General features: G+C 56.8%; 20 protein-coding genes. 15 read left to right on the top strand and 5 right to left on the bottom strand.

The window, feature by feature from the left end:
- Position 1: 1 nt before the first annotated feature.
- Together EY643_RS08095 and EY643_RS08100 are read right to left on the bottom strand one after the other, a co-directional pair.
- On the bottom strand, positions 2-826 hold the full coding sequence (locus EY643_RS08095; RefSeq protein ID WP_152661721.1) for a crotonase/enoyl-CoA hydratase family protein: 825 nt from the start codon (positions 824-826) through the stop codon (positions 2-4).
- 97 nt (positions 827-923) lie between these two features.
- Positions 924-1,412, bottom strand: a complete 489-nt coding sequence (locus tag EY643_RS08100; protein ID WP_152661722.1) for a winged helix-turn-helix transcriptional regulator — start codon at positions 1,410-1,412, stop codon at positions 924-926.
- A 124-nt stretch (positions 1,413-1,536) separates the two neighbouring features.
- Between EY643_RS08100 and EY643_RS08105 the strand changes: the two genes are divergently transcribed.
- Positions 1,537-2,304, top strand: coding sequence for an SDR family NAD(P)-dependent oxidoreductase (locus EY643_RS08105; protein ID WP_152661723.1), 768 nt, complete (start codon positions 1,537-1,539; stop codon positions 2,302-2,304).
- A 24-nt stretch (positions 2,305-2,328) separates the two neighbouring features.
- Positions 2,329-2,928: a 2-hydroxychromene-2-carboxylate isomerase gene (locus EY643_RS08110; RefSeq protein ID WP_152661724.1), complete on the top strand. Its 600-nt coding sequence runs from the start codon at positions 2,329-2,331 to the stop codon at positions 2,926-2,928.
- 7 nt (positions 2,929-2,935) lie between these two features.
- Here EY643_RS08110 and EY643_RS08115 read toward each other — a convergent pair whose 3' ends face one another.
- Together EY643_RS08115 and EY643_RS08120 are read right to left on the bottom strand one after the other, a co-directional pair.
- The gene (locus EY643_RS08115; protein ID WP_152661725.1) at positions 2,936-3,838 is read right to left on the bottom strand and encodes a DMT family transporter; all 903 of its coding nucleotides are present in this window, start codon (positions 3,836-3,838) and stop codon (positions 2,936-2,938) included.
- 7 nt (positions 3,839-3,845) lie between these two features.
- Positions 3,846-4,721 (bottom strand): LysR substrate-binding domain-containing protein, encoded by an 876-nt coding sequence (locus EY643_RS08120; RefSeq protein ID WP_152661726.1) that lies wholly within the window; start codon positions 4,719-4,721, stop codon positions 3,846-3,848.
- A 107-nt stretch (positions 4,722-4,828) separates the two neighbouring features.
- Between EY643_RS08120 and EY643_RS08125 the strand changes: the two genes are divergently transcribed.
- The 12 genes from EY643_RS08125 to EY643_RS08180 all read left to right on the top strand — a co-directional run bounded on the left by EY643_RS08125 (position 4,829) and on the right by EY643_RS08180 (position 19,207).
- Positions 4,829-5,935 (top strand): S-(hydroxymethyl)glutathione dehydrogenase/class III alcohol dehydrogenase, encoded by a 1,107-nt coding sequence (locus tag EY643_RS08125; RefSeq protein ID WP_152661727.1) that lies wholly within the window; start codon positions 4,829-4,831, stop codon positions 5,933-5,935.
- The gene (gene fghA / locus EY643_RS08130) at positions 5,935-6,768 is read left to right on the top strand and encodes an S-formylglutathione hydrolase (RefSeq protein ID WP_152661728.1); all 834 of its coding nucleotides are present in this window, start codon (positions 5,935-5,937) and stop codon (positions 6,766-6,768) included. Before EY643_RS08125 ends, fghA begins: the two co-directional genes overlap by 1 nt.
- Positions 6,769-6,801: 33 nt before the next feature.
- Positions 6,802-7,272, top strand: coding sequence for a formate dehydrogenase subunit gamma (locus tag EY643_RS08135; protein WP_240732863.1), 471 nt, complete (start codon positions 6,802-6,804; stop codon positions 7,270-7,272).
- Entirely contained in the window at positions 7,269-8,819 is a 1,551-nt protein-coding gene (locus EY643_RS08140; RefSeq protein WP_152661729.1) for an NADH-ubiquinone oxidoreductase-F iron-sulfur binding region domain-containing protein, read from the top strand. The genes EY643_RS08135 and EY643_RS08140 overlap by 4 nt, the downstream gene beginning before the upstream one ends.
- A gap of 1 nt (position 8,820) precedes the next feature.
- Positions 8,821-11,670, top strand: coding sequence for a formate dehydrogenase subunit alpha (gene fdhF, locus EY643_RS08145; protein ID WP_152661730.1), 2,850 nt, complete (start codon positions 8,821-8,823; stop codon positions 11,668-11,670).
- A complete protein-coding gene (gene fdhD, locus EY643_RS08150; RefSeq protein ID WP_152661731.1) occupies positions 11,663-12,457 on the top strand; it encodes a formate dehydrogenase accessory sulfurtransferase FdhD in 795 nt (264 codons plus the stop codon). The genes fdhF and fdhD overlap by 8 nt, the downstream gene beginning before the upstream one ends.
- A gap of 2 nt (positions 12,458-12,459) precedes the next feature.
- The gene (locus tag EY643_RS08155; protein ID WP_152661732.1) at positions 12,460-12,675 is read left to right on the top strand and encodes a formate dehydrogenase subunit delta; all 216 of its coding nucleotides are present in this window, start codon (positions 12,460-12,462) and stop codon (positions 12,673-12,675) included.
- Positions 12,676-12,697: 22 nt separating this feature from the next.
- On the top strand, positions 12,698-13,411 hold the full coding sequence (locus EY643_RS08160) for an SIMPL domain-containing protein (protein WP_240732864.1): 714 nt from the start codon (positions 12,698-12,700) through the stop codon (positions 13,409-13,411).
- A 73-nt stretch (positions 13,412-13,484) separates the two neighbouring features.
- Positions 13,485-14,969: a glutamate-cysteine ligase family protein gene (locus EY643_RS08165; protein WP_152661734.1), complete on the top strand. Its 1,485-nt coding sequence runs from the start codon at positions 13,485-13,487 to the stop codon at positions 14,967-14,969.
- A complete protein-coding gene (locus EY643_RS08170) occupies positions 14,966-16,000 on the top strand; it encodes a M14 family metallopeptidase (protein ID WP_152661735.1) in 1,035 nt (344 codons plus the stop codon). Before EY643_RS08165 ends, EY643_RS08170 begins: the two co-directional genes overlap by 4 nt.
- 166 nt (positions 16,001-16,166) lie before the next feature.
- The gene (locus tag EY643_RS08175; RefSeq protein ID WP_152661736.1) at positions 16,167-18,569 is read left to right on the top strand and encodes a TonB-dependent receptor plug domain-containing protein; all 2,403 of its coding nucleotides are present in this window, start codon (positions 16,167-16,169) and stop codon (positions 18,567-18,569) included.
- A gap of 113 nt (positions 18,570-18,682) precedes the next feature.
- A complete protein-coding gene (locus tag EY643_RS08180) occupies positions 18,683-19,207 on the top strand; it encodes a winged helix-turn-helix transcriptional regulator (protein ID WP_152661737.1) in 525 nt (174 codons plus the stop codon).
- A gap of 18 nt (positions 19,208-19,225) precedes the next feature.
- Here the strand turns inward: EY643_RS08180 and EY643_RS08185 are convergent, their stop codons facing one another.
- Complete coding sequence (locus tag EY643_RS08185; protein WP_152661738.1) at positions 19,226-20,404, bottom strand: cytochrome P450; 1,179 nt, start codon at positions 20,402-20,404, stop codon at positions 19,226-19,228.
- A gap of 122 nt (positions 20,405-20,526) precedes the next feature.
- Here EY643_RS08185 and EY643_RS08190 point away from each other — a divergent pair, with 122 nt between their 5' ends.
- The gene (locus EY643_RS08190) at positions 20,527-21,129 is read left to right on the top strand and encodes a TetR/AcrR family transcriptional regulator (protein WP_152661739.1); all 603 of its coding nucleotides are present in this window, start codon (positions 20,527-20,529) and stop codon (positions 21,127-21,129) included.
- Positions 21,130-21,143 lie beyond the last annotated feature (14 nt).

Raw genomic sequence — 21,143 nt, forward strand, 5'->3', positions numbered from 1 at the left:
TTCAGGCCGTTCCATCCAGCTCGGTGAAATCGCCGAAAGCGCGATCGACAAATGTGGGCTCGCGGCCTTCCAGAGCGGCCATGACAGACTCTACCTGGTTGGATTGGCCCAGAATCGGCCCCTGCAGACGCTCTTCAGCAGCCAGTCCGTCGACGCTGTCTCCGCGCCAGGTGGTCTCGAACATGTACTTGCTGCGGGCAACTGCGTCCGGATTTTTACTTGCGATGTTTTCGGCCAATGCCCGGGCATCGTCATAGGGGGTTTCACTCAAGCGGGTGACGAGACCCAGGTCCAGGGCCTCGGGGCCTTGCAGTACACGGCCGGTGAAAGCCAGTTCCTTGGCAACATCCACCCGAACGAGGTCGCGCAGCGTCTGGGACGCTGACATGTCAGGAATCATGCCCCACTTGATCTCCATGAGTGACAGCTTGGTGCCGGGGTGAGCGATACGAATGTCCGCGCCCATAGCGATCTGGAAACCGCCGCCATAAGCGGCGCCGTGCAGGGCGCAGATCACCGGCGCTGGGATGGCTTTCCAGAGGTAGGCCGGTTCCTGATAATAGTTGGGAGTAAAGCCACCGCGGCCCTCGCCAAATGGGTCCTGGCCCAGGCCGGCACCAAAGTTTTCCAGGTCCATGCCTGCGCAGAATCCCTTGCCTTCACCGGAGAGTACGATAGCCCGAACGTCGCGATTGCTCGCCAGTTCTTTGGCGGCACTCGTAATAGCATCAAACATATCCCAGCTGAGGGCGTTCATTTTTTCGGGGCGGTTGAGGCGGACATCCGCGACGTGGTTCTGGATGTCGATGGTGACTAGATCGGACATGAAAGGCTCCAGCGCAAGGGTGAAAGGTGTGTTTGAGTATAGCTATTCTGTGGGATGTTTACAGTGAAAACTCTTGGTGTTTGACAGCTTTGACGGACTATCCTGACTTGCTCAGGCCGGGCCCATCCAGGCCGGGCCCATCCAGGCCGGACCCCACGGTGGCCTTGATTTCCTTTGGTGTGAGTACGCGACCATCTTCACTGCGAACACTCATTCGCTGGATGGGGCGTTGCTGGTCCCTGTCGACAAAGGTAATACGCTCGCCCTTCGGGTTGGCGCGGTACTTGTCGCCCCAGTGGGTCATGGAGAGCAGCACGGGTTGGAGATCGAGACCCTGCTCGGTCAGTGCGTATTCAGTGTGACCACCCGCTGCGGGTTCCCGACGTTCCAGAATGCCCTCATCAACGAGCATCGCCAGGCGAGCGCTGAGAATGTTCTTGGAAATGCCCAGGTTGCGCTCGAACTGGTTGAAGCGTCTGGCGCCAAAGAAGGCATCCCGCAGAATCAGCAGTGTCCAGCGCTCTCCGATAATGTTGAGTGTCTGCGCCAGGGAGCAGTTCATGTGGTCGAACGTTTTGTATTTCATGGCTGGCCAGTAAATTTCTTTGTAATCTTGCTTGAATAATACGGTTGCATGATGCAACCTTGCAAGCAATTCAGTTGCATCATGCAACTAAGTCGTCAGCGCGAACAGAAGCGAGAGGGAACCTATGAAGCCAGTTTGCCTTGTGATTGGTGCCGGAGCCGGCATCGGTGGGAATGTCGGGAAGCGTTTTGCAGCGGCGGGCTACCACGTGGTGCTCTGCCGTCGGAGTAATGAGCAAGGGTTGCAGGATCTCGTGCAACAGATTGAGGCCGACGGTGGTTCCGCTTCAGGCCGCCTGTTGAATGCCGCGGCAGAAGACAGCATCGAGGAATGTGTGTCTTCAGTTGAAGCGGAGATCGGCCCGATCGAGGTGGCGCTGTACAACCTGGGCGCACAGATCGGGAACCGTTCGTTGGAAGAGACTAGCTACAAGGCATTCGAATTGGGTTGGCGGCTCGGCACTTTTGGTCTCTTTCGTCTTGCGTCAGTGCTGTGTCCGCTGATGGCGGAGCGCGGTAAAGGCAGCATTCTTGTTACCTCTGCAACATCTGCGATGCGCGGCAATAGTGGCCAGCATTCGCACGCCGCAGCGATGGGCGGTCGCCGAATGTTGTGCCAGTCGCTGAATGCCCAGTATGCATCGAAAGGGGTTCACGTCGCGCATATCCTGGTCGACGGCGCCGTCGACGCGCCCGATACATTGGGAAAGATGTTGGGCCCAGAGGTATTTGCGCAACTGCGCGAAAAGCACGGCGGCGAGAACGACGGGCTGATGCTGCCCGCAGAAATGGCCGAGACCTATTTTCACATTGCCCACCAGCACCGCTCCGCATGGACGCATGAACTCGATTTGCGCGCCTTTAGCGATGTAGCCTGGTGGAACCACGAATAAACGTTAATCAATCAGGAGAAAAACATGGCGAAGCTGGAATTCATGCTCGATTTTGCAAGCCCCAATGCCTACTACTGTCACAAGGTGCTGCCGGAAATTCTGCAACGTACCGGTGCCGAATTAGAGGTTGTGCCGGTCCTGCTCGGTGGCCTCTTCAAGCTCACCGACAACCAGGCCCCTTTCGTCGCCTTCGGTGGGGTGAAGGGCAAGATGGACTACGAACTGCTGGAGAGCAAACGCTTCCAGGAGAAACACCAACTCAATGAATTTGTTTTCAATAGCCACTTCCCGATGAATACCATTACCGTTATGCGCGGGCTGGTAGCGGCCCAGGACCTGGGCGTCGCGGCTGCCTATATCGAAGCCGTGATGCTCGCGATGTGGGAGCAGGGCCAGAAGATGGATGACCTAGAGGTAGTGGCACAGGTCTGGCGCGATGCCGGTCTGGACGCAGATGCACTGCTGACGATGATTCAGACGGATGCTGTAAAAGAATCACTGAAGCAATCTACCCAGGCGGCGGCCGATCGAGGTGCGTTTGGAGTGCCTACCTTCTTTGTGGGCGATGAGATTTTCTTTGGCAAGGAAAGGTTGGGGCAGGTAGAGGAAGAGTTGCTGAAATAGGGCTGCGTTATACAGCGGTACTTTCAACATGCTCGACATCGTCAGGGTGTTGCCTGGCCGCTAATAAACAGCCGATAACAATCAGCGCTGTCCCGGCGAGTGTTATCAGGGTCAGCTTCTCCCCGTACATAAGCCAGCCGAACAGCGACGCCCAGATAAACGCGGTGTACTCAACCGGTATCAGTGTTTTCGCCTCGGCTTTCCCATAGGCCCAGGACAGGCACAGCAAAGATAAGACCCCGAGTGCTGCAGTCAGGGTGAGGGTAGGCCACTGCTCGAGTGCAGGCACGACTGCGAGAAACGGCGCAAACAGCAGGTAAATGCCTACGACAGTGGCGTTCTGGAACAGGGAGATTTCAACCGGGTTCGCGATGAGTGCCTGCTGTCGTTGCAGAATCAAGTTGTAGGCGTAGAGAGCGGCAGAAATGAGAATGGCTGCAACACCCTTGCCCACCTCGCTACTGTACTCCCCGCTGAGTTTTCCCTGAATGATGATGCCCGCGCCCGCCAGCCCTAGTACGGACGCCATAATGGTATTTCTGTTTATCTTCTCTCCCAGTAGTATCGCCGCCAGATACAGTGCGATCAGTGGCGCGATAAATGAAAGTGCGATTGCCTCTGCCAGTGGCACATACACCAACCCCCAGAAGAACAGATAGGCCATCACTGAGGTGATGATGCCGCGCCAGACATGAATACGCAGTGCCTTCGAGCCGGGGAGTGCGCTGCGTCGAATGAGAAAGAGCAGCAGGGCCAGTCCTGCGGCGATGCCGGTGCGCCAGAGCAGGGCATTGTAGACCCCCATTTCGATCGATAGCCCTTTCATGAGCGCGTCCATGCCTGCGAATGTCGCCATGCCCAGGCAGGCGGCAGCGAATGGAATACCCGGGTGGAGGATGGGTCTGCTCATGGTGGTCTCAGGAGAGCGTGTCGGCAAGGAAGTTTACGAACAGTCGCACTTTAGCGGATAAGTGCCGGTTGTGGGGGTAAACCGCCCATACGCCTGTATCTGTCGGCGCGAATTCTTCCAGCACAGTTATCAGCTTGCCGTCAGCGATATCCTGCTCCACGTAGAACGCCGGCAATTGCACCAGGCCGATTCCAGCGATAGCCGCATGCCGCAATGCCCGGCCGTTATTGCTACGCCAGCTACCGCTGACGCGCAAGTCCAGGTGGCGATTATTCTCGCGGAAGCGCCAGCTATCGAGGGTGCCCAGCAGGCAGTTGTGATTGGTCAGGGCGTGAATGTTGCCGGGGGTGCCGTTTCGCTCCAGATATGCGGGTGCGGTGCAGGTGAGTAATTTCCTAGAACTGATGCGCCTGGCGATCAGGGAAGAGTCTTTGAGCGTGCCCGCGCGAATGGCGAGGTCGTAGCCCTCAGAGATCAGGTCGATCAGCCGGTTGTTGAAATCCAGTTCGACTGCAATGTCCGGGTGCTGTGCCATAAAGCGAATGGCGGCAGGGGCGATGAAATCCTCGCCAAAGGCGCCGGCTACACTGACCCGTAAAATACCGCGGGGTTTGGCCTGCTGGTCCTGTACCGCCTGCTCGGCTTCGTCCAGGTGGTTGAGAATTCCCTGGCATTGGAGATAGAACGCCTGGCCGACATCGGTGGTAGACACCTTGCGGGTGGTGCGCAGGAGCAACTGTGCCCCCAGGCGATTCTCCAGCGCGCTAACCTGACGGCTGATGTGCGAGCGGGACACGCCCAGCTCCTCAGCGGCGCGGCTGAAACTGTTAAAGCGGACGACTCTCTCAAACGCTTCTATACTTTCCCAGCGATGGCCTGACATAGGTATTGTTTCTGTATGGCAACAGTAACGTGCAAGATAGGCTATTTATCTTTGTTTCGGCAACTATTTAAATAGATCGATACCGTAAACGATCTGAGGGATGTCCGATGAAAACACGTGCTGCAGTAGCTTTTGGCGCCGGCAAGCCGCTGGAAATTTGTGAAGTGGACCTTGAGGGCCCGCGCGCGGGTGAGGTGTTGGTAGAGATCAAGGCCACGGGTGTGTGCCATACCGATGCGTTTACCTTGTCCGGTGATGATCCGGAAGGCGCTTTTCCCGCGATCCTTGGTCACGAGGGAGCGGGGGTTGTTGTCGATGTGGGTCCCGGTGTGACCAGCCTCAAGCCAGGGGATCACGTCATCCCTCTGTATACGCCTGAGTGCCGTGAGTGTAATTTCTGTTTGAATCCCAAAACCAACATGTGCCAGTCGATTCGTTCGACCCAGGGGCAGGGTCTGATGCCGGATGGCTCCAGTCGCTTCTCTCTCGATGGCGAACCCATCCTGCACTACATGGGTTGCTCAACTTTCTCTAACTACACCGTGTTGCCCGAAATAGCGCTGGCCAAAGTGCGTGAGGACGCTCCTTTCGACAAGATCTGCTACATCGGCTGTGGTGTAACCACCGGTATTGGCGCTGTGGCTTTCACCATGAAAGTAGAACCCGGTTCTACCGTAGCAGTATTCGGCCTCGGCGGTATTGGCCTGAACGTAATCCAGGGTGCGAAGATGGTTGGGGCGACCCGGATCATCGGTATCGACCTGAACCCCGGTAAAGTAGAGCTGGCGAAAAAGTTCGGCATGACGGACTTCGTTAACCCGAATGAAGTGGATGATGTCGTAGGCCATCTGATTGAAATTACGGGCGGTGGTGTGGATTACAGCTTTGAGTGTATCGGTAACGTCAATGTCATGCGCCAGGCACTGGAGTGCTGCCATAAGGGTTGGGGTGAAAGCTGTATCGTTGGTGTGGCCGGTGCCGGCCAGGAAATTTCCACACGTCCGTTCCAGCTGGTGACAGGCCGTTCCTGGAGGGGCACTGCCTTTGGTGGCGCGCGAGGCCGCACCGATGTGCCCAGAATTGTCGATTGGTACATGGACGGCAAAATCCAAATCGATGACCTGATCACTCACACCATGCCGCTGGATGATATCAACAAGGCGTTCGATCTGATGCACGCCGGCGAGAGCATTCGCTCAGTGATTGAATACTGATGGAGCTGATAGCAGAGAATCGATCATTTGGCGGCCGCCAGCTGCGTTACAGTCACCGTTCCGAGGTGCTTGCTTGTGACATGATTTTTGCCGTTTACCTGCCGCCGCAGGCAGAGCAGGGGCCAGTGCCCGTGTTGTACTGGCTCTCAGGGCTCACCTGTACCGACGAAAACTTCGTGACCAAGGCGGGAGCTCAGCGCTATGCGGCGGAGCACGGCATTGCGATTGTCGCCCCGGATACCAGCCCGCGTGGCGAAGGTGTCGCGGACGATCCTGACGGTGCTTATGACTTCGGTCTGGGCGCAGGCTTCTATGTCAACGCCACCGAAGCGCCCTTTGCGGCGAACTATCAGATGTATGACTACGTGGTCAGCGAATTGCCGGCCCTGGTAGAGGCCGAGCTGCCGCTCGATCCAAAACGACAGGCGATTTCCGGGCATTCCATGGGGGGGCACGGTGCATTGACGATTGCTTTGAAGAACCCGGGACGTTTCAAGTCTGTATCTGCCTTCTCGCCAATCTGCTCGCCGCTGAAATGCCCCTGGGGTGAAAAAGCACTGGGGGGCTATCTGGGTGACGACAAAGAAGCCTGGCGAGAATACGATGCAACTGAGCTTGTAGCGCGGGCCGAGGAGCGGCTGCCAATGCTGGTGGACCAGGGTGAGGCAGATGACTTTCTCGCTGAACAGCTTAAGCCCGAGCTGCTCGAGAAGGTGGGCGCCGCTGCGGATTATCCAATGGCAATCCGCATGCAGCCTGGCTATGACCACAGCTATTATTTCATCGCCAGTTTTATCGGCGAACATATCGCTTTTCACGCGGCTAACCTGTAGAGGCTTGCCGTGGTATCACGCGGAGGACACAACGTGCCGATCGACCAACTGGTAGCGGGAATCCTGGCGGATCACAGTCAATCGCAGCACGAGTTGTTGCCGGTGCTGCACAAGGTGCAGGCTGCCCAGGGCTATGTGCCGCAGGGCGTATATCCTGCCATTGCAGAGGCATTGAACGTGTCAGTTGCAGAGGTACATGGTGTAGTGAGTTTCTATACGGATTTTCGCACCGAACCTGTCGGAAAACATGTAGTACAGATATGCCAGTCTGAATCCTGCCAGGCCTGCGGCTCGCGCGAACTCACCGCGCATGCAGAGCAACTGTTGGGCGTTGCGCTAGGTGAGACACGTAGCGATGGAGCCGTCACGCTGCAGGCCGTGTATTGCCTCGGAAACTGCGCCTGCTCTCCAGCAATTGCGATTGATGGTGAGAGCCATGCCCTGGTCGACAATACGAAGCTCGATGCCCTGGTCGCAAAAGTGGTAGGGGATATGCAATCGTGAACTGCATCTGGTATCTACCCGCCGACACAAGCGCAGGTGCACTCGGTGCAGATGGCCTCGAAGCTGTTTTTATAGCGGAACTGGATTCCGGCGATAAACTGATTCGCAGTGGTTCGCGTGGTGCGTTCTGGCTCGAACCGCTGGTAGAGGCCGAACACGCCGGCCGGCGAGTTGGCTTTGGCAATGTCGACTGCGAGAGTTTGCGGGAGGTATTGCGTCTTGGGCCCGATCATTGGTCATCGCACCCTGCCTATCTCGGCGATATTGATGAACTTCCCTGGTTTCAGCGACAGTCGCGGTTAACGTTTGCTCGCGCCGGCGCTGGCGATCCCTTGTGTCTGGATGCCTATGAGTCCCGGCAGGGTTATGTAGCATTGCGCCGGGCGCTGCAGCTGGCGCCTGAAGAGATCGTTGACGAAGTGACGCGCTCCGGCCTGCGTGGCCGCGGTGGCGCCGCATTTCCCGCTGGCGTGAAATGGAACACGGTACTTCAGGCCCAGGCGGCGCAAAAGTACATTGCCTGCAATGCCGACGAGGGCGACTCCGGCACCTTTGCCGATCGCCTGCTGATGGAAACAGACCCCTATCAATTGATTGAAGGGATGACGATCGCCGGTTTGGCCGTCGGTGCAAATACCGGTTACATCTATCTCCGCTCCGAATACCCCAGAACCCTGCATGTGATGCGCGAGGCGATTGGTCGGGCTGAACAGGCGGGTTACCTCGGACAGGGCATCGGTGGCACCGATCGCTGTTTTGTCATCGAACTACGGGTGGGCGCAGGTGCCTACATCTGCGGTGAGGAAACTGCGATGCTCGAGAGCCTGGAGGGTAAGCGAGGCATGGTCCGGAGTAAGCCGCCGCTGCCTGCGCTGGAGGGTTTGTTCGGGCTGCCTACGGTGGTCAACAACGTGCTTACCCTGGCCTCGGTGACCTCGGTATTGGCCGACGGAGCAGATGCCTACGCTGCCCACGGCTCTGGGCGTTCGCGCGGCACCCTGTGCCTGCAACTCGCCGGGAATGTTAAGCGCGGAGGCTTGTTGGAAGTGCCGTTTGGTATGAGCTTGCGCGAAGTCGTCATGGAGTTTGGCGGAGGCACGCGCAGCGGCCGGCCAGTGCGGGCTATTCAGGTAGGCGGCCCACTCGGCGCCTACCTGGCCGAGGCCCAGTGGGATACGCCACTGGAATATGAGGCATTCGCAGCGGTGGGCGCAATGTTGGGCCACGGTGGCGTGGTGGTCTTCGACGATACTGTGGATATGGCGGACCAGGCCCGCTTCGCGATGGCATTTTGTGCCGAAGAGAGTTGTGGGAAATGCACACCTTGTCGGATCGGCTCTACCCGCGGGGTTGAGGTGATCGACAAGATCATCGCCCGCGATAATCCACAGCAGAATCTGGCGCTGCTCGAAGACCTCTGCGATACCATGGAGCACGGCTCGCTGTGTGCCATGGGCGGCCTGACCCCACATCCCGTGCGCAGCGCGCTGCAGCACTTTCCCCAGGATTTTTCTTTCGGAAAGTCCCAGGACTTAGCCGAGGTGTAGCGTGCTGCAATATTACGAACCGCAAAAAGATTTCGGCACACCGGCAGTCATCTCCGATGAAACCGTGGCCTTGACCATCGACGGTGTTTCGATGGCCGTCCCCGCAGGGACCTCAGTGATGCGGGCCGCCGCATTGGCTGGCATCAAAGTGCCCAAGCTCTGCGCCACAGATAGTGTCGATGCTTTCGGCTCGTGCCGGGTTTGCCTGGTGGAAATTGAAGGCCGCCGCGGCTATCCGGCCTCCTGCACCACACCGGTGGAGGAGGGGATGGAAGTGCGCACCCAGACGCCGGGTGTGGCGAAGTTGCGTCGCAATGTGATGGAGCTGTACATATCTGACCACCCGCTTGATTGTCTTACCTGTCCGACCAATGGCGATTGCGAATTGCAGGACACCGCTGGCGAGCTGGGGCTGCGTGAAGTGCGCTATGGCTTCGGCGGCGACAACCATCTTGCGGCTGAGAAGGACGAGAGCAACCCTTATTTTAGCTTTGATCCTTCCAAGTGCATTGTCTGTTCCCGTTGCGTGCGGGCCTGTGAGGAAGTGCAGGGCACTTTCGCTCTGACTATCGAGGGGCGAGGCTTTGAATCGAAAGTCAGCACGGGAGGAAGCGATTTTCTAGCATCGGACTGCGTGTCCTGTGGCGCCTGTGTAGATGCATGTCCCACGGCAACACTCGCCGAAAACAGCATTATCGAGCAGGGGATCCCTGAACACAGCGTGGTGACGACTTGCGCCTACTGTGGTGTTGGCTGTGCTTTTCGCGCCGAGGTGAAGGGCAACACTGTTGTGCGTATGACACCCTGGAAAGACGGTGCAGCCAATGAGGGCCATGCCTGCGTGAAAGGACGTTTTGCCTGGGGCTATGCGACTCACAGTGACCGTATTACCTCGCCCATGGTTCGCGACAGCATCGACGAGCCCTGGCGAGAAGTGAGTTGGGACGAGGCAGTCAATTTCGCCGCAGCCAGATTTCGTCGTATCCAGACGCAGTACGGTCGCAATAGCGTCGGGGCAATCACGTCCAGTCGCTGTACCAATGAAGAAGTGTATCTCGTGCAGAAACTGGTGCGTGCAGGTTTCGGCAACAATAACGTCGATACGTGCGCCCGGGTGTGTCATTCCCCCACGGGCTACGGCCTTAAAACCACGCTGGGAGAATCTGCCGGTACACAGACATTCGCATCCGTCGACCACGCCGATGTCATTGTGGTGATTGGCTCCAATCCCACCGAGGCTCATCCGGTATTCGGTTCGCGCCTGAAGAAGCGTTTGCGCGAGGGTGGCAAATTGATTGTTATCGATCCGCGTAAAATAGAACTCGTCAACGCACCTCATATACACGCGGACTATCATTTGCCTGTTAATCCAGGCTGCAATGTTGCAGTGCTCAATGCCCTGGCGCATGTGATTGTGACGGAAGAGCTGCATAATACCGCGTTCATAGCATCTCGCTGTGAAGACGAAGCCTTTGCTGAGTGGTTGCTGTTTATCAGTGAGCAGGAGCATGCGCCTGAAAATTTGGCCGAGGTTACGGGCATTCCTGCACAAGACCTGCGAGGAGCGGCCAGGCTTTATGCCCAGGCGGGCAATGGCGCTATTTATTACGGCCTTGGTGTTACCGAACACAGCCAGGGTTCTACTGCGGTAATGGGAATCGCCAACCTGGCGATGCTGACCGGCAATGTTGGCCGGGAGGGTGTAGGTGTGAATCCCATGCGCGGCCAGAACAATGTTCAGGGCGCCTGTGATATGGGTTCCTTCCCTCACGAACTACCCGGCTATCGCCACCTGTCGGATGCGAGCACCCGGGCTCTGTTTGAAGATGCCTGGCAGGTCGAGCTGGATAGCGAACCGGGGATGCGAATTCCCAACATGTTTGACGCGGCGGTTGATGGCCAGTTTCGCGGTCTCTATTGCCAGGGGGAGGACGTCGCCCAGTCCGATCCGAACACGCTCCATATCGAGGCAGCGCTCAAGGGGTTGGATTGTCTGGTAGTGCAGGATATTTTTCTCAACGAGACCGCCAAGTATGCACATGTGTTCCTGCCTGGCTCATCGTTTTTGGAGAAGGATGGTACCTTTATCAACGCCGAGCGCCGCATTTCTCCGGTGCGTAAGGTGATGCCGCCCATGGCAGGAAAAGCTGATTGGGAAGCCACCATGGCCTTTGCCAATGCTCTTGGCTACCCGATGAACTACACCCACCCGAGTGAAATCATGGATGAGATCGCCCGGCTTACGCCGACCTTTCGCGGTGTTAGCTACAGCAAACTCGATGAGTTGGGCAGTATACAGTGGCCCTGTGATGACAGCGCGCCGGAAGGCACGCCCACTATGCACGTTGATGAATTCGTGCGTGGCCGCGGCCACTTTGCTATTACCGAGTTCGTGCCGACCGATGAACGGGCCAATCGCAGGTTCCCGCTACTTTTGACAACGGGGCGTATTCTCAGCCAGTACAACGTGGGCGCCCAGACCCGACGGACAGAGAATTCTACCTGGCATGAAGAAGACGTATTGGAGATGCACCCTCACGATGCCGAGGAACGCGGTGTGAGCCAGGGCGACTGGCTGGGTATCCAGAGTCGCGCGGGCGACACGGTGTTGCGCGCGCAAATATCAGAGCGGGTGAAGCCGGGCGTGGTTTATACGACCTTTCACCATCCACTATCAGGGGCCAACGTGGTCACCACCGATAATTCGGATTGGGCCACTAACTGCCCGGAGTACAAGGTAACCGCGGTACAGGTGACCAAAGTGACTGAACCCTCGGCGTGGCAGGCCCGGCAGCGTGAATTTGATGGACGCCAGCAAGCACTTCTGGCGCGCGCGAAGGCCGATGCCTGAGACTGTCCGACGTTTGGCGCGTCAAGACTGGCGTGCGGGCCAGCTGAATCATGACACCGACCAGGTGGTGGTCGAGGTGCCTGTGGCGCTGGCATATAACGGAATTTCTCACGCGGTGCTAATGGCCACTCCCTGCGATCTGGAGGATCTTGCGCTGGGCTTTAGCCTTTCAGAATCCATTATCGAATCGCCACAGCAATTTCTCGGGGTGGAGATACTCGAGCGTGAACACGGGCTGGAACTCGCCATAGAGATCACTGCCCAACCCTTCGCCACTCTGAAGGGAAAGCGGCGTAATCTGTCCGGCCGCAGCGGTTGCGGCTTGTGCGGCAAGGAGTCTCTGGAAGCATTGCAGTTGTCTGCGCCCTGCGTACCGACAACGCTATCGCTGGCTCAGGAAGCGCTGCAATGCGCCGTTGACGGGCTTGATGGTGCCCAACCTCTGAAGGCCCTTACTGGCGGAGTCCACGGTGCAGCCTGGTGTGACACTGAAGGCAATATCCTGCTGCTCAGGGAAGATGTCGGGCGCCACAATGCACTTGATAAGTTGTTGGGGGCCATGCGCAAGCGAGCGGCAGAGCCCGGTTTTGTTCTGGTGAGTAGCCGAGCGAGTTACGAGATGGTGTTAAAGGCCGGCACAAGTGGGGTTGAATTATTGGCAGCGGTTTCCGCGCCGACGGACCTTGCGGTGCGAAGTGCACAGGATCTTGGAATGACACTGGTCGCTTATCTACAGGGCGAGCGGCATGCGGTCTACTGCGGCGGCCAGCGATTAAAAGAGGGGTAGGCATGGCGGGACAAGAGATCGGGCATCTGGTCAAGATGGCCAACCAGATCGTACTGAACTTTGGCGAACGCAGAGACTCCAAGATGGCAGCGCAACGGACCGTCGAGCACTTGCAGAAGTTCTGGACGCCTGCGATGCGTGAACAGCTGTCGGCGTACGCCGCTGAAGGGGGTGGCGACCTGTCACCAGCCCTGCAGCGTCTGCTGGCAGATTCCTGAGTTTTTAGAGTAGAGCATCATGATGAATCGTTCAGCTAGCCTGTTTACCTTGTTGGTTTTTCTATCCATGGCCCTCGTGGCGCCCGTCAGTGCAAGTTCACCCCCTGGAGAGATCAGGACAAGGGGTGAGGCAGAGGCGAAAATGGCACCGGATATGGCGACGGTACAGCTTACTGTTACTCGAGAAGCGGCCACCGCACGGGAAGCACTGGATGCCAATTCAGCCGCGATGGCCGAGGTGATTGCAGCGATGAAAGCCGCAGGCGTAGAAGAGCCAGATTTGCAGACGTCAAACTTTGGCATTCAGCCGCGCTACGTCTATCCCAAACCCCGCAATGAAAAACCGCCAGTGATTGCCGGTTATCGCGTGCGCAACACGCTCTCCGTCATCGTGCGCGAGCTCGACAATCTCGGTGTGCTGCTGGACCAGTCGGTCAGCCTGGGTGTAAATGAAGGAGGTAGCGTCAGCTTCGGTAATTCTGACCCCTCGAGCGCGATTGATGCCGCCCGCGCCGACGCGGTGCGCGATGCGATGAGCAGGGCAAAGACCCTGGCCGGCGCAGCGGGTGTGAAACTGGGCGATATCATTTCTATTACTGAGCAGACCGGGGATTCCCACCCGCGCCCTGTGATGATGAGTCGCGCGGTCGCTGCAGAGGCGGACTCGGTTCCCATAGCGGCGGGCGTAAACAGCTACAGAGTCACCGTGCAGCTCTCGATCACCATCGAGCAATGATGCGCCGGCGAGGTCTCGCCAACACGATCTAAATCAATAACAATACCTGTGAATACCGCCACAATAGGTAGTCATGGGTATAGAGATAGACAGGGTCGATTTCTCTGACGGCGATTTCAGCCGCTTTAGCGCGTGCCTGGAGGAGAATCTGGCGGCGTTGGGGCAACTGCTGGCCCGCCCGGAATTTGGTCACGGGCCTGGCTCATTGGGCGCCGAACTCGAAGTCTATATTGTCGATAGCCAGGGCAGGCCGCTGCACGCCAATCAAGAGATCCTTGCGGCCGCAGGGGACCCGACGCTCACCCTCGAACTCAATCGCTACAACCTTGAATTCAACCTGCCGCCCTTTGGCCTGGATCAGGGGCCGTTTCATGCCACCGAACAGGCCATCCGCGAGAGCCTCGCCAGGCTATCAATCAGCGCCGCGGAATTCGGCGGCAGAATCGTTCCCATTGGCATCCTGCCGACGTTGCAGGAAACTGACTTTGGCCACCATTGTATTACTGACAGGCGGCGCTACCACGCGCTTGTGAAGCAGCTGATCCACCGCCGGGGCGAGAACTTCCGCATTGATATTAACGGTGCCGAGCCACTGAAGATGGAGATGGGAGATATCACTCTCGAGGGTGCCAACACCTCATTTCAGGTGCACTACCGGGTAGCGCCCGAAGACTATGCTGAAACCTTTAATGCGATCCAGTTGCTGACGCCGCTTGCGCTTGCTCTGGCGGGCAATTCGCCGGGGCTGTTCGGTCACTCGCTCTGGTGCGAGACGCGGATTCCGTTGTTTAAGCAGTCTATCGATACTCGCCATCTCGACCCCTACGGCTGGAATGAGCCCGCCCGGGTTAATTTTGGCCAGGGCTGGGCGCGCGGCGGTGCGGAAGAATTGTTTCGCGAGGTTGTGCGCATTTATCCGCCGCTGCTGCCCTGTTGTGGAGCGAGCAGCGCTGCCGAGGAAATGGCTGCCGGCGAGGTGCCGGGTCTTGGCGAATTGCGCCTGCATCAGAGTACCGTCTGGTTGTGGAACAGGCCTATCTACGATGATGCCGATGGTGGCCACCTTCGTATAGAAATGCGTGCGTTGCCAGCAGGGCCTACTGCTGTGGACATGGTCGCCAATGCAGCGTTCCTGATTGGCGCGGCTGAAGGGGTTCGCCCGCAATTGGAGAGGTTGTTGCCCGCGATACCTTTTCGGATAGCAGAGTACAACTTTTATCGCTCGGCACAGCACGGGCTGGATGCAAAGTTGCTGTGGCCGGAGCTGGACCAGCATGGTTTTCGTGAGCAGGGCATCGCAGGGATTATCGCCCGCTATATCCCGCTGGCGAAGGAAGGGCTGCGCGCGATAGGTATTGGTGCAGACGAAGTGCATTACTACATGGGCGTCATCGAGCGGCGTTTGCAAACACGCCAGACTGGAGCGCAGTGGCAGACTCGTAAACTGGCGCAACTGCAAGCGCAGGGCATGCCTCAAGCCCAGGCCCTGCACGCGATGTTGGAGAGTTTTATGACACACAGCGCAGACAACCTGCCTATTGCTGATTGGCCCCTATGAGAAGATTTAAATTTGTACGCAATCCTGAGGCCTCCGAACTCGGCAATAATGTTGAAGAATTCCTGGATTGGCTGGGCGGGCCCACCTGCCTGTTACTTGAGGGGGCGGACCCAAGCCGCACCCGTGCGTTGGTCACATTGCTGCATGGCAACGAACCATCGGGCACGATCGCACTTTACCGCTGGCTTCGTAGTGGTCGCACTCCGGCGATCAATATCGTCTGCATCGTCGCATCAGTGGGTGCCGCACAGGAAAGCCCGCGCTTTAGTCATCGCATGTTGCCGCGCGCGCGCGACCTCAATCGGTGCTTTCGCCCACCGTTTGAAGACGCCCAGGGAGAACTTGCTGAGGAGATTCTCGAGATTCTGCGCGTGCACTCACCAGAGGCTGTTGTCGACATGCACAACACCTCGGGCTCCGGCCCCGCGTTTGGTGTGTGCACACATATGGATTCGCAGCACGACGCGCTTGTCTCTCTCTTCACCCAGCGCCTGATAGTGTCCAACCTCGGACTCGGTGCATTGATGGAGCTGAGTGAGGAATCCTGTCCCACCGTCACGGTAGAGGTAGGCGGACGGCTTGATGACGAGGCTCATGAGTTGGCCTATGAGGGGCTGTGCCGCTATTTCGAGGCGGAAACGGTGCTCAGCCCCGAGGTGACCGATTGGGGCCTGGAGCTACTGTGTGACCCGATCAGGTTGGAGCTGCGCGAAAACGTGACTCTCACCTATGCAGAAGAGCCCTGCGACAACTATGACATCACCCTGCGGCCTGATATCGAGCACCATAACTTCGGTGGCGTGACCAGTGATACCGTATTGGGTTGGGCCCGATTGCCAGAAAGGCAGTTGTTCTCGGCACAGGATGCAGGGGGGCGTTGCGCGGTCACAAGTCTGGTGCGAGTAGCGGAAGGCAAGATTTTTCCGGCACAGGCGCTCAAGTTATTTATGATTACCAATAATGCCGCCATCGCGCACTCGGATTGTCTCTTTTATGCAGTACTGGACGATGGTTCGACGATCTGCGCCTAGCCCCGTTTGTTAAATATTCACATTTCCCTTCGGCTTTTATGTCACAAACCACATGTTATTGTGGTGTTGCACATTATCAGGTACTAGTCGGTTTGACGCGGTGTCGGATGTTGTCAGCTGAGACCGAACAAGAACTAAAAAAAGAAACGTTTAGGGAGGCTCCACCATGCATTTCAAGAATGCACCTTTGTACGCAGCTGTCGCTGCTGCCGTCGTCACAATGACCCAACCCACCCTGGCCATTGCCCAGGATGAACAAGCCCAACTTGAAGAGGTAGTGGTAACAGGTACTCGTAACCTGAAGCCCCGTACCGTTTCAGATTCTCCGGTACCCGTGGATGTTCTCAATAGCGAGGAGTTCAATAGCCTCGGTAATACCGCAGACATCACCGATAACCTGAAGTCCTTGATCCCTTCATATACGGCTACTCCCGCTACCGGTGACGGTAGTGCCTTTATACGACCGACCTCTCTGCGGGGCATGGCGCCAGACCAGACTCTGGTGTTGGTCAATGGCAAGCGGCGCCACCGCGCAGCCCTTGTACAGTTTTTCGCCCCGGCCGCCGGTGATGGCGCCCACGGTGTTGATATTGGCATGATTCCCAGTATTGGCCTGAAAAGCGTTGAAGTTTTGCGCGACGGTGCCGCCGCCCAATACGGTTCCGACGCGATTGCCGGCGTGATGAACTTTCGCATGAAGGATGACAGCGAAGGTGGTTCTGTCATGGTGCAGTACGGCGAGTTCTTCGAGGGCGAGCAAAGCATGAAGATCGGTGCCAATGGCGGTTTTGCTATCGGTGAGAGTGGTTTCCTTAACCTGACCGGTGAGTTCTATGAAAATGACGGCCTGTCCCGGGGGGATCAGCGTCCGGATGCGCAGGCATTGATCGATGCGGGTAACCAGGGGGTCGGCTCTGACGCCGTCTTCGACGATGCACCCTTCACTCAGTCCTGGGGACGTCCTGAAACTGAAGGCTACCGTCTGTTCTTCAATTCCGGTTTTGCTGTGGGTGAAGAGAGCGAATTGTACTTTTTCGGTAACTACGCCGAGACGGAAGGGCGTTACCGTTTCTTCTATCGTAGCCCGGACCATTCCTCCATGAACAAGCTGCGTGACGAGTTTGGTTACGACGGCCCGCTCAATGAAACAGGCTATACGCCGTACCTCGATGGCGACCAGACCGATTACAGCATCGTTGGTGGCTGGAAGGGTAATTGGAGCAACGATCTGTTTTACGACTTCAGTGTTGGTTGGGGCAAGAACGAGCTCGACTATTTCCTGAATAACACGACCAACGCAGCTCTGGGCCTGGGCTCCGATGGCGAACCGGTAAAAATGGATTTCGATCCGGGTGACCTTGAACAGGAAGAGCTGAACTTCAATGCTGATTTCGGTAAAGCGCTCACCGACAACCTGTTCCTGGGCTTCGGTGCGGAGTGGCGCGAAGAAACTTACACCATCGTGGCAGGCGAGCCGGATTCCTATAACGGCGACGGTTCCAGCGGTTTGGCAGGCACCAAGCCCCAGGATGCGGGTGAGTTCGACCGTGATAACTGGGCGATATATGGTGACCTGGAACACGACATCACCGACGAATGGTTAATGCAGTATGCATTGCGCTATGAGGATTTCTCCGATTTCGGTGACACCACGAACGGCAAGATAGCGACTCGTTATCGGATCGCTGACACGTTCACCTTGCGCGGTGCAGTCTCTACTGGCTTCCACGCCCCCACGCCGGGTCAGGCCAACGTCCGCAGCACGATCACGACTTTCGACGGCGCGACGGGTCTGCAGGTTGAGGAAGGCCTGGTGCCACCAGATTCGGACATCGCCCAGCAGAACGGTGGCGCGCCGTTAACCGAAGAAAAATCCACTAACTATTCCCTCGGCTTTACCTGGGATTTCGGCGAGCGCACCACACTGACCCTGGACGGTTACTTTGTTGAAGTTGATGACCGTATCTACCGTACCGGTGATATCCAGACTGATAGTGACGGCACGATCTCGTTCTTTACCAACGCCCTGGATGTGGAGCACATGGGTCTCGACCTGGTGCTCACTAACGACATGTTCTGGGACGACAGTACTTCGACGACGTTCACACTGGCGTATAACCACAACGAGATCGAAGTGGTAGGTCAGTCCCTGGTGGATGGTATCCAGCCCGTCAGCGATGCTCAGGTCGAGGATATCGAGAACAACTACCCGGAAGATCGCATCGTGTTCACTGCGAACACACGTTTTGCCGACAACTGGTGGTTTATGTTCCGCACCAACTGGTGGGGTGAGCATTACGATGAGCGGGGCACGATCAATGGTGAGCCCGGAGATCGCTCCAAGGAAATTGGCGACGTTTGGTATGTCGACCTTGAGCTCGGTTGGGATATCACGGAGAACTGGAACGTGACTTTAGGCGGCTCCAACGTGTTCGACGAGTACCCGGATGAGATCAAGGACGACGGTGTTTACGCCAACCGGGTGAGTGTCGGTCTCCCGTACCCCCGTCGTACTGTGACCAACTATGAAGGTGGTTCCTGGTACTTGCGCGCATCCTATAACTTCTAGCGTAGGCTGGAGATCAGAGCAGGGCGGCCAAATGGCCGCCCTTTTTTTGTCTCCCGGTTCCAAATCGGAATGTTTGTGCTAAATTTCTTGTCTCTACACGGAGAGTACAAACCATGCGTTGGGACGATATCGATAAACAAGTTTGTTCAGTGGCTCGCTCACTTTCAGTGGTCGGCGAGCGCTGGACCATGCTGATTATTCGTGATGCCTTTCTCGGCACACGACGATTTGACCAGTTTCAGAAAAACCTGGGCATCACGCGTCACCGGCTCTCAGAGCGTCTCGGAAAACTGGTTGACGCTGGTGTGTTGGTAAAAGTCCCGTACAGTGATCGCCCCCTGCGCCACGAATATCGACTGACGCGCAAAGGCCTGGGCTTGTATCCCGTGCTTATGAGTCTCGGTGCCTGGGGTGATGAGTGGATGGATGCAGGGGAGGGCGCGCCCCTGGAATATGTTCATCAGCGCTGCGGGCGGCAGACCCATGCAGTGATGACCTGTAGTGAATGCGGAGAACCGTTGCGGCCGGAAGAGGTGCTACCAAGCATTGGCCCTGCGCTACAGGGTATAGCCGATGAGTTGGACGAAAAGATCGGCAGTGTCGAGGAAATACCGGCGTTGCTGAGAAAATCCATGTAGTGCAATTATTGGTTTGCGTCAGAAACTGCAAAGCAACTTTGCAGGATGGCGAAATATCGTACCACTGGGAGCAGCACCTTCCGATTCGATCAATTGCAGATTTGGCAGGCGCTCCAGAAGACAATCGAGTGTAGTGCGCAAATTCATTTTTGCCAGATGCATACCCGGACACATGCGAGGTCCGTGGCCGAATGTCATTGATTTGGCGTCGACTTCCCTGTCGATATTGAAGCGATGTGGATCTTCAAATCTACTGGCGTCGTGATTAGCTGAAGCGATACCCATAAACACAAAACTATCCGCGGGAATTTCAACACCTTCAATGATGGATGCGGAACCCGCTTTGGTAACCCTTGGCAAGAAAGAAACCGCGGGTTCCCAGCGCAAGGCTTCATCGATAGCCTGGTCACGGAGATCGGGATTGTCTCGAACCCGGTTCCACTCTCCAGTGCTCAACAGGGCGTAGAGCAGATTGCCTATCGAATCATGGGTCGTTGAAGATCCAGCGCTGAACATAATGCCAATATGAGATTTCAGTAAAGCGTCGTCCATTTTCACGCCATCAACATCATCGTGAATCAGCTGGGAAATGACATCGTCTTGCGGATTGCGGCGACGCTCCTCAATCACCGGGTCAAGATAGGCCCATAACTCATCGCGGCACCTATTGGCTCGCTCAGGTTCTGAGGTGAAATGCAGTAAGCCCACAACCCAGTCAGCAAACTTCTCCTCCTCATCTCTGGGAATCCCCAGTAACCGTGCGATGACGATGTAGGGGTAGAGTAGCGAGAAAGATCGGGTCATATCGGTTTGCGAACAATCGATGAATCTGGCGATGAGCTCGTCCGCAACCTCCTGCATCATGTAGCTATCCATCTTGTCGACCATGCGAGGCCGGAAGGTGGGGGTGGCCAGCTTGCGATAGAGCCGGTGGCGCTCTCCTGACATGGATTGAAAGTTCTCGCCGATGAGAGGCGCGATACCCATTTGATACGCCCGCTCAGGCGGCAGGTTCACCGTGTCCTTGAAAGCGCGCATCAAGCCGTCATGGCTGGTTACGAGGTATGCGGGCATGCCGTAGTACTCGATTTTTGCCAGCGGCCCCTCGGCGCGTAGTTCATCCAAAAAGTGGTGCAACGCCAGCCCGGGAAGTTCCCATTCCGACATATCTTGATCTAGCTGGCTCTGGCGGGGCATAGCTTTCTCCCGAAAATCTATCTGCAGACGCTCAAAGATACAGTTGGTGGAACAACTGTGTCAACTTGTGTGTCAGCACAGCTGTGATAGCCTCTGTACCCTCGAACAGGGAGCTCTGGCCTATGCATGAGATTGTCGTCAGCAAGCGGCGTGTAACACCGCAACAAAAAGCAAAGCGGTTGGAAATTATTGATGAGACCCGCAAGCTGCTGGCCGAGTATGGTGCAGATATCTCGATGGAGATGGTGGGCGCCGCAGCCCAGGTTTCGCGGAGTACGCTGTACCGTTATTACGTATCAAGGGAGCACCTGATTTCAGAGGTCACGCTCGAAGCCGGGAATCGCCTCGTCGAGTATCTTGAATACGACCCGCCGAAAGGAAAAACGATTGGTGCTCGAACGAGCTATCTTTGCGCTCAAATTGTGCATGTGGCAGAAGGGAGCCCGAAGCTATTGGCGGCCTGTATCAATAATCTCGCTTCGGACGATCCAGTCGTGACCGACGCATATGTCGAGATCGAGCAGATAATTCCACGGATTTTTGGCACCGTTTCGGGCACTCAGAAACTGCAAATAGCAGCTGAGGTTTGGAATACGATTTTCCGCTACTTGTTTGGTGGTTTTATACTTGCTACGACGGGAAAGCTCTCGTACTCCGAACTGGCAGGTGATCTGGCGGAGTTATGTAAGTCACTGCTGGCTGATATTTGGGACGTCAAATGTTAACGATAACAAGCGTC

The organism is Halioglobus maricola (assembly GCF_009388985.1).
GTDB lineage: Bacteria > Pseudomonadota > Gammaproteobacteria > Pseudomonadales > Halieaceae > Halioglobus > Halioglobus maricola.